This window comes from Comamonas sp. MYb69 (genome assembly GCF_037479315.1).
Taxonomy (GTDB): domain Bacteria; phylum Pseudomonadota; class Gammaproteobacteria; order Burkholderiales; family Burkholderiaceae_C; genus Comamonas.
Map to the genome: position 1 here is coordinate 492771 of NZ_JBBGZG010000002.1, position 9025 is coordinate 501795.

General features: G+C 65.0%; 10 protein-coding genes. 7 read left to right on the forward strand and 3 right to left on the reverse strand.

Features of this window, described 5'->3' with window-relative positions; genetic code table 11:
• Positions 1 to 73: 73 nt before the first annotated feature.
• Genes WH303_RS04280 through WH303_RS04305 form a run of 6 tightly spaced genes read left to right on the forward strand, consistent with a single transcriptional unit; the run spans position 74 to position 6048 of the window.
• Positions 74 to 1048: an ABC transporter permease gene (locus WH303_RS04280; RefSeq protein WP_339517135.1), complete on the forward strand. Its 975-nt coding sequence runs from the start codon at positions 74 to 76 to the stop codon at positions 1046 to 1048.
• Positions 1048 to 1974 carry an ABC transporter permease gene (locus WH303_RS04285; protein ID WP_021028175.1) on the forward strand — a complete coding sequence of 309 codons (927 nt, stop codon included), beginning with the start codon at positions 1048 to 1050 and terminating at the stop codon, positions 1972 to 1974. Before WH303_RS04280 ends, WH303_RS04285 begins: the two co-directional genes overlap by 1 nt.
• Complete coding sequence (locus tag WH303_RS04290) at positions 1974 to 2951, forward strand: ABC transporter ATP-binding protein (RefSeq protein ID WP_339517136.1); 978 nt, start codon at positions 1974 to 1976, stop codon at positions 2949 to 2951. Before WH303_RS04285 ends, WH303_RS04290 begins: the two co-directional genes overlap by 1 nt.
• Complete coding sequence (locus WH303_RS04295; protein ID WP_339517137.1) at positions 2948 to 3952, forward strand: ABC transporter ATP-binding protein; 1005 nt, start codon at positions 2948 to 2950, stop codon at positions 3950 to 3952. The genes WH303_RS04290 and WH303_RS04295 overlap by 4 nt, the downstream gene beginning before the upstream one ends.
• Before the next feature lie 31 nt (positions 3953 to 3983).
• Positions 3984 to 4862 (forward strand): alpha/beta hydrolase, encoded by an 879-nt coding sequence (locus WH303_RS04300; protein WP_339517138.1) that lies wholly within the window; start codon positions 3984 to 3986, stop codon positions 4860 to 4862.
• Between the two features lie 40 nt (positions 4863 to 4902).
• Positions 4903 to 6048: a M20 family metallopeptidase gene (locus WH303_RS04305; protein WP_339517139.1), complete on the forward strand. Its 1146-nt coding sequence runs from the start codon at positions 4903 to 4905 to the stop codon at positions 6046 to 6048.
• Between the two features lie 32 nt (positions 6049 to 6080).
• Here the strand turns inward: WH303_RS04305 and WH303_RS04310 are convergent, their stop codons facing one another.
• Positions 6081 to 6554, reverse strand: coding sequence for an RDD family protein (locus WH303_RS04310; RefSeq protein ID WP_339517140.1), 474 nt, complete (start codon positions 6552 to 6554; stop codon positions 6081 to 6083).
• Positions 6555 to 6666: 112 nt separating this feature from the next.
• Here WH303_RS04310 and WH303_RS04315 point away from each other — a divergent pair, with 112 nt between their 5' ends.
• Positions 6667 to 7503, forward strand: a complete 837-nt coding sequence (locus WH303_RS04315; RefSeq protein WP_339517141.1) for a DUF4261 domain-containing protein — start codon at positions 6667 to 6669, stop codon at positions 7501 to 7503.
• A 141-nt stretch (positions 7504 to 7644) separates the two neighbouring features.
• Here the strand turns inward: WH303_RS04315 and map are convergent, their stop codons facing one another.
• On the reverse strand, positions 7645 to 8439 hold the full coding sequence (gene map, locus WH303_RS04320) for a type I methionyl aminopeptidase (RefSeq protein WP_339517142.1): 795 nt from the start codon (positions 8437 to 8439) through the stop codon (positions 7645 to 7647).
• Positions 8436 to 8666: a ParD-like family protein gene (locus WH303_RS04325; RefSeq protein WP_339517143.1), complete on the reverse strand. Its 231-nt coding sequence runs from the start codon at positions 8664 to 8666 to the stop codon at positions 8436 to 8438. Before WH303_RS04325 ends, map begins: the two co-directional genes overlap by 4 nt.
• Between the last annotated feature and the right edge of the window lie 359 nt (positions 8667 to 9025).

Genomic DNA, 9025 nt, shown 5'->3' on the forward strand with positions numbered 1-9025 from the left:
GATGAAAAGACTCCACAGAGGGCGACAACCATGCAGGTGACAGCGCATGGCATTCTAATTTTGAGGACGTAATGTGATCGTCTATATCCTGCGCCGCATGGTGCAAAGTTTTCTGGTGCTGCTGGCGGTCTCGCTGGTGGTGTTCATGGCGGTCTACGCGGTGGGCGACCCCATCGAGCTGCTGGTGAGCGCCGAGGCCAGCGATGCAGACCGCCAGGCGATGATCAAGCGCCTGGGGCTGGACCTGCCGGTCTGGCTGCAGTACTGGAGTTTTCTCACCCGCGCCTTCCAGGGCGACCTGGGCACCTCGTTTGTGCATGGCATCCCTGCGATCGAGCTGATCGTGCAGCGCTTTCCCGCCACCTTCGAGCTGGTCGTGGTCGCCATTGGCCTGACCTGCCTGCTCGGCATCCCGCTGGGCCTGATTGCCGGCCTCTTCAACGACAAGCCGCTGGGCCGGGGCCTGATGGGCGGCTCGGTGCTGGGCTTTTCGCTGCCCAACTTCTGGCAGGGCATGATGCTGATCCTGATGTTCGCCGTCTGGCTCCAATGGCTGCCGTCGTCGGGCCGGGGGGATACGGTGAATGTGCTGGGCGTGCCGCTGTCGCTGTTTACCGCCGATGGCTGGAGCCATGTGATGCTGCCGGCCATCAACCTGGCGCTGGGCAATATTGCGCTGGTGCTGCGGCTCACCGCCACCGGCGTGATGGAGGCCAAGACCCAGGAGTATGTGAAGTTCGCGCGTGCCAAGGGCATCAGCGAGCGTCGCATCCTGACCCGCCACATCCTGCGCAATATCCTGATCCCCGTGGTCACCGTGATCGGCATGGAGTTCGGCACTCTGATCGCCTACTCGACCATCACCGAGACCGTGTTCGCCTGGCCCGGCATGGGCAAGCTTTTGATTGACAGCATCTACAAGCTCGACCGCCCGGTGGTGGTGGCCTATGTGATGCTGGTCACCTTCATCTTCGTGATGATCAACCTTCTGGTGGACCTGGCCTATGCCGTTCTCGATCCGCGCGTACAGCTGCAGGAGGCCCCATGATGCAGCCCGATAAATCCCTGATGACCATCGATCCCAGCAAGCGGGCCCAGCCCCTGCAAGACACGCCCCAGCGGCGTGCCATCCTGAAGAAACTGCGCAGCAAGCCCTCCGTCAAAGGTGCGGTGATCGCGCTCGTGCTGCTGCTGGCCGTGGTGCTGCTGGCGCCGTTTCTGTCGCCACAAAACCCCTATGACCTGGGCGCGCTCGACCTGATGGACGGCCGCCTCAAGCCGATGTCCGAAGCTGCTTCGGGCATGACCTACTGGCTGGGCACCGACGACCAGGGCCGTGACATGCTCTCGGCCATCCTGCACGGCCTGCGCATCAGCCTGATGGTGGGCCTGAGCGCCGTGGTGCTCGCCACCATCATCGGCAGCCTCGTCGGCCTGGTCGCTGCCTACTTTGGCGGCTGGGTCGATACGGTGCTGATGCGCATCGTCGACTTCATCCTCGGCTTTCCCACCATCCTGGTGGCGCTGGTGCTGCTGGCCATTTTGGGCCGGGGCGTGGACAAGGTGGTGATCGCCATCGTGCTGGTGCAGTGGGCGCATTACGCGCGCATCATGCGCGGCCGTGCCCTGCAGGAGCGCAAGAAGGAATACATCGAGGCGGCCAAGAACCTGGGCTTCCCCGGCTGGCGCATCATGACGCGCCACCTGCTGCCCAACTGCATGGGCCCGGTGATGGTGTTCGCCACCATCCAGATCGCCAATGCCATCGTGCTCGAAGCCACCCTGTCCTTCCTGGGCGTGGGTGTGCCGATTACCGAACCCTCCCTGGGCCTGCTGATTGCCAACGGCTTTCAGTACCTGATGTCGGGTGACTACTGGATCAGCATGTTCCCCGGCCTGGCGCTGCTGGCCCTGATCCTGTCGATCAACCTGATCGGCGACCGCCTGCGTGAAGCTCTGGACCCGAGGAAGTAATGACTATCCCTTTGCTTGAAGTACAAGATCTGCAGACGGTGTTCCACACCGAAGAGGGCGCCTGGCCCGCCGTCAGCGACATCGATATCCGCCTGGAGGCGGGTGAAATTCTGGGCCTGGTCGGTGAATCCGGCTCGGGCAAGTCGGTCACCGGCTTCTCCATCTTCGGCATGATCGATGCCCCCGGTGAAGTCACCCAGGGCCGGGTGCTGTTCAAGGGCCAGGACCTGCGCGAGCTGTCAGCCGAGTCCATGCGCAAGCTGCGCGGCGACCGCATCGCGATGATCTTCCAGGATCCGCTGATGACGCTCAACCCGGTGCTGCGCATCGAAGAGCAGATGCTCGAAGCCATCGACGCGCACCAGAAGCTGCCCAAGGCGCAGGCTTTGCAGCGCTGTGTGGAGGCGCTGGCGATGGTCGGCATTCCTGCGCCGGAGAAGCGCCTGCGCAGCTACCCGCATGAGTTCTCGGGCGGCATGCGCCAGCGCGTGGCGATTGCGATTGCAATGCTCAACCGCCCCGACCTGATCATCTGCGATGAGCCCACGACGGCGCTCGATGTCACCATTCAGGGCCAGATCCTCTACCGCATGCAGCAGATCTGCCAGGCCCAGGGCACGGCGCTGATCTGGATCACGCACGACCTGGGCGTGATCGCCGAGCTGGCCGACCGTGTTGCGGTGATGTATGGCGGCCGCATTGTCGAGACCGGCAACGTCGCCGAGGTGCTGGATGCACCGCGCCACCCCTACACCCAGGGCCTGCTCAATTCGCTGCCCGCCCAGGCTACGCCAGGCGAGCGCCTTACGCAGATCAATGGCATGGCGCCCAGCCTGTCGGGCCGCGTGCCCGGCTGCGCCTTTGCGCCGCGCTGCGGCCGCGCCACCCCGCGCTGCGTCGATGAGCAGCCCCCCGTCACTACCATTCCCGGCCGCGCATTCCGCTGCTTTGTACCGCTGGAGGCACCTGCCGCATGACCGCGATAACGACCCCTGTGATTGAACTGCGCGATGTGCACAAGCGCTTTGTCAGCGCGCCCGATCTGCTGCAGAAAATCGTTGGCGCCGTCGCCCGGCAGCCCGCGCAGACGCGCATTGTGCATGCCGTCAACGGCGTCAACCTGCAGATCGCCAAGGGCGAGGTGCTGGGTCTGGTGGGTGAATCGGGTTGCGGCAAATCCACCTTGGGCCGCGTGGTGGCCGGCCTGCACCCCGCGACCGAAGGCCAGCTGCTCTACAAGGGCCAGGATGTGAGCCAGTTGGGCGGCCAGGACAAGCTGGCCTACACCCTGGGCGTGCAGATGGTGTTCCAGGACCCGCAGGCCTCGCTCAACCCGCGCCAGAAGCTGCACCAGATCCTGGGCGAAGCGCTGCATGTGCACAAGCTGGCACCAGCGGCTGAGGTGCCGGGCCGTGTCGATGCCGCCCTCGCCGAAGTGGGCCTGGCCAGCGAATACCGCGCGCGCCTGCCGCACCAGATCTCGGGCGGCCAGCGCCAGCGCATCGGCATTGCCCGCGCGCTGATGGTGACGCCGGAGTTTCTGGTCTGCGATGAGCCGGTGGCCGCACTCGATGTGTCGATCCAGGCGCAGGTGATCAACCTGTTCATGGACCTGCGCGCCCAGCGCGGCTTGACCTACCTCTTCATCAGCCATGACCTGGGCGTGGTGCGCCATATCTCCGACAAGGTGGCCATCATGTACCTGGGCAAGATCGTGGAGATGGCGCCCACGGCCGAGATCTTTGGCCAGGCCCAGCACCCCTACACCCAGGCGCTGCTGGCCGAGGTGCCCGATGTGGGCCGGCGCAAGCGCGTGTTCACCCCTATCAAGGGCGAGATCCCCTCGCCGCTGAACCCGCCATCGGGCTGCACCTTCCACCCGCGCTGCCCGCATGCGATGGAGCGCTGCAAGCAGGAGGTGCCCCGCCTGCGCGAGACGGCAGCCGGCCATGTGACCGCCTGCCATTTGTTGGACTGACCCGTTGGACGCGCACAGAGGAAACCACCGCATGGACTGGCAACGTTTTATCCAGCAGCACGGCCGTTTTGCCATCGACTGGCAAGCCGGTGACGGCGCGCTCTACCTGCCGATCACCTTGAACTGCTACCGCCCTGAAGGTGTAGCCGCCGATGCGCCGCTGGTGCTGGTGCAGCATGGCGTGCTGCGCAATGGCGACGACTACCGCGACTTCTGGATGCCTGCCGCTGACCGCTATGGCCTGCAGATCATCGCGCCGACCTTTGGCAACGGGCACTGGCCGGGGGTGGAGAGCTACAACAACGGCAGCGTCTGGAGCGAAGCGGGCGACCTGCAGCCGCGCGCCTACTGGGCCTACCAGGCGGTGGCGAACCTGGCCCAGCAGCTGCGCGATGCCGGGGTGGTGCAGCAGCAGCCGCTCTACCTGTTTGGCCATTCGGCCGGCGGCCAGTTTGTGCACCGCCTGGTCAGCACCCTGGGCGCGGCCGGCTTTGCCGGCGTGGCAGCGGGCAACCCGGGCTGGTACACCTTGCCCGATGCCCAGCAGGACTTTCCGCAAGGGCTGGCGGGCATTGGCCTTACCGAGGACGCACTGGCCCAGCTGCTGCGCACCCCGCTGGTCATTTTGGCGGGCGACCGCGACACCGACACCCAGGACCCCAACCTGCCGGCCGAGCCCGCCGCGCTGCGCCAGGGCCCGCACCGCTTTGCCCGTGCCCACCACTACTACGCAGCCGGCCTGCAGGCAGCAGCCCGGCTGGGCATTCCGCTGGCCTGGCAACTGCATGAGGTGGCAGGCATCGGCCACGATGGCGAGGCCATGAGCCATGTCTGCGCCCACCTATGGTTTGAAGGGCGCATGCCCGATGCGGACTGGCTGGCCCCCTGGGCTGGCCGCGTCACCGCCTGACCAAGCTCTATCACTTTTCGACAAGACCCAAGGAACAACGATGCAAGCAACAACGCAACAACTGGTGGATGGCATCTCGGAATGGATGCGCTGCGAATCGCCATCGAACAACCCCGCCTCGATCGCCCGCATGGTCGAGATGATGCGCGCCCAGGCCGCCGCCGCTGGCCTGCGCGCCACGGTGATCGAGACCCAGGCCGAAGGCAAGCAGGGCCTGGGCCCGGTGCTGCCCGTGCTGCACATCACGAACCGCGCCGAGGGCGATACCCGCGAAGGCCTGCTGATCCTGGGCCACGCGGACACCGTGCACCCCATCGGCATGCTGGCCGACAACCCGATCCGCGTTGAAGGCGACCGCCTCTATGGCCCCGGCGGCTACGACATGAAGGCCGGCATCTACCTGGCGCTGACCGCCATGAGCGCCGTGGCCACGCCTGGCAGCACCCCGCTGCCGGTGGACCTGCTGGTCGTGCCCGACGAGGAAACCGGCAGCCACGCATCGCGCAAGCACATCGAGGCCTTTGCCCGCAATGCCCGCTACTGCCTGGTGGCCGAACCTGCCCGCGCCAATGGCGGCCGCTGTGTGACCGCGCGCAAGGGCACCGGCATGCTGCGCCTGGGCGTCAAGGGCCTGGCATCGCACGCCGGTGTCGCCCATGACAAGGGCCGCAGCGCGATCCGCGAAATGGCGCACCAAATCCTGGCGCTGGAAGCGATGACCGACTACCAACGCGGCGTGACCGTGAGCGTGGGCACCATCGAAGGCGGCACCACCACCAACACCGTGCCGGCCTTCTGCAAATGCGTGGTCGATTTCCGCCTGCCCGATCTGCAGGCCGCCGATGAGCTGGTGGGCAAGATGCGCGCACTGCGCCCCGTGGGTGAGGGCCTGGCGCTCGATATCGATGTCGAGGTGAACCGCCCGCCGATGGTCAAGGACGCCCGCGCCGAAGCACTGCTGGCCAAGGCCCAGCAATCGGCCCGCGAAGCCGGCTTTGCGCTGGAAGAAGCCCCCCCCACCGGTGGCGGCAGCGATGCCAACTTCACCTCGGCCATGGGCGTGCCATCGCTCGACGGCCTGGGTGCCGATGGCGACGGCGCCCACACGGTGTATGAGCACATCCTGGTGTCGACCCTGGAGATGCGGGCGCGCTTCTGGCTGCACCTGCTGACCCACCTGGAGTAAGACACCCAGGCTGGCCCCAGATGCGGGCCGGCTTAACCCAGCCGCTGGTCCTTGAATGTAACCGGCCGGGTGCGCGCACCCTTGCGGCGCACCACCACGGTGCCGGCAATCTTGTCGTGCCAGCCCTGCTTGCGCGGGTCAAACGCCACCCAGATAAGGCCGAGGCACAGCGGCACGATGGACACAAAATAGCCGAGGTAGCGGACGACAGATTGGCCCAGGCTCATCGCCTCGCCGGTCTCGGCATCCACAATCTCGGCCCCAATCAGCATCTTGCCTGGCGTGGCCCGCAGCTTGTGCCACAGCCAGATGCAGGCGACCGCTGGCAGCACCCAGCTGATCAGCACATCGGCCGGGCCTTGCACCAGGCCTTCCGCCATAAAGTAGTCCCAGCCGTATATCGCCACCAGGGCCGGCGTGATGATGACGAGCAACACCACCGTGTCGATCAGGGCCGCACCAACGCGCGCCCAAAAGCCTACATATTCCAGATCGCTGTTATCCATTTTTTGCTCCACTGAGTGGCGCCATCTTAGGCCTCTCCGGTAAAGCCGCAGTGACAAGACCTGGGCGCGCCATGGCAAGATGCAGGCTATCTTCACTGCCCGAGAGCGCACCATGGCACCACCGAATCCCGAGCTCCGCATGGCCCCCGATATGTGGGCCTTTGAAGCGCTGTACGCCCAGCCCGCGATGCTGGATGGCGAAACCCTGCGCGCTGCTCTGGCCAAGCGCCTGGGGGCGGTGGACCTGGTCGCAGATGGCGACACCATCTTGCTGGCGCTGCGCGACTACTGCGTGGACTACAGCGACAAAAAGGGCGTGCCCAGCGAGGTCGCGATCATCCGCGCAGGCGAGGCTATGGCGCCCACCGACTACGCCAGCGCACTGGAGCAGACCTGGGACTGGCCCGAAAAGGAAAGCGCGCTGGCCCAGTGCCAGCACTGCGTGCTGGTGAGCGAGTTCATGGGCCGGGGCCTGACGGTGCCCGAGCGGCTAGAGATCCTGCAAGCGGTCATGCATGTGCTGATCGAGAACGGGGGCGTCACTGCCATCAGCCAGACCAATGCCGGCTGCCTGCTGAACCCGCAGCGCTACCTGCAGGCCCATGCCGAAGGCTTTGTTTACTACGGCGTCGTCAATGTGCGCTTTTTCAACATCAGCAACCGCCCCGGCGAGATGCTGATGGACAGCCTGGGCGGCGCCACCTTTGGCGTGCCCGATGTGCAGCTGCTGTTCTCCGAGATGGACCCCGCCGAAGTCTCACGCTTTGTGTTCAATACCAGCGTCTACCTGGTCGAGCACGGCGATGTGATTGCCGACGGCCATACGGTCGCCGGCATCGATGGCCACAGCAAATGGGCCTGCAAGCACCTCGATGCGCTGGTCGAGCCCGAGCGGCTGGTGGTCGATATCGATCCACGGCCCGCTGAGGGGGGCAACCAAGCGGACTGAAGTTTAGAGTCGCTAACACGACCCAGCAAACCGAAGGTTTGCGGTTGAGACTAGGCGTCCCCGACTAGGCGCCGAGCCGCAGGCAGTACAGTAGTACGACAAGGCTCGGCAACGACGTATCAAGGGTTGTGTTAGCGACTCTCAGACCGGCGCGTAGCTGCCGGTGCCATTCGGCCAGGTGGTCAGCACCTCATGGCCATCGGGCGTCACCGCCACCATATGCTCCCACTGCGCCGACAGCGAATGGTCCTGGGTCACGACGGTCCAGCCATCGGCCAAGGTCTTGACCTGGCGCTTGCCGGCATTGAGCATGGGCTCGATCGTGAACAGCATACCGGCCTCCAGCACCAGCCCCTCGCCCGGGTTGCCGTAGTGCAGCACATTGGGGGCATCGTGGTAGGTCTGGCCAATGCCATGGCCGCAGAACTCGCGCACCACGCCAAAGCCTGACGCCTTGGCCACCGTCTCGATCGCATGGCCGATATCACCCAAGGTGGCGCCCGGCCGCACCTGGGCAATCCCCGCGCGTAATGCCTCGTAAGTGGTCTCGACCAGTCGTTTGGCCAGAATGCTGGGCGTGCCGACAAAGTACATGCGGCTGGTATCCCCAAACCAGCCATCCTGGATGACGGCCACATCGATGTTGACGATGTCGCCCTTTTTCAAAATCCGGTCCTCGGACGGAATGCCGTGGCAGACAACATGGTTCACCGAGGTCAGGATGGTCTTGGGGTAATCCTGGTAACCCAGATTGGCCGGCACCGCCTTTTGCACGTTCACGATGTAGTCGTGGCAAATGGCATCCAGCGCTGCGGTGCTGACCCCCGGCACCACATGGGGCGCAATCATCTCCAGCACCTCGGCCGCCAGCCGCGCGGCCTGGCGCGCACGGGCCAGTTCGCTGGCGGTATGCACCGGCGTGATGCGCTGCTTCATGCCGCCATCCTTACCTTGGCCACCAGCGCATGGATATCCAGGCCACCGTCCAGCTCCGCTTGCACCAGCACCTGGCAGATCGCGCGGTGGTCCAGATCAGGGTACATCTCGGCGAGCATGCCCACCCGCATCCAGTGCTCGGCCTGCGCATTGATGGAACGGGAGAGCGCCGCGCCAGCGATGCGCAGGTTCTCATGCATAGGGTCGGAAATTTTGACGATGCCCATGGCTATCATCTATAAAATATATGCGAATTGTATATGTTTTATACATTCTTCGGTTATGCGTGGTCTGTGTGGCGGTGTCGGTAACGGCAGTAAAGATATATCTTTACAAAAAACCGGCTTGAAATCTTCCGTTTAAAGATATATCTTAGATGCATCTTAGTAAAGGAACACAGATGCCACATCCCCATCACCACTTTCATCACCACCACCACCTCTGCAGCCCCCGTGGCCGCCATATGGGCGAAGAGGGCGGCCCCGGGGGGGGGGCCCCCCCCCCCCCCCGCGCCCGCCAGCGCGCCAGGGTCTGGCCCTGGCCGGGCAGGGGCAGCTGGTCCAGGCCCTGTGCGACCAGGTCGCGC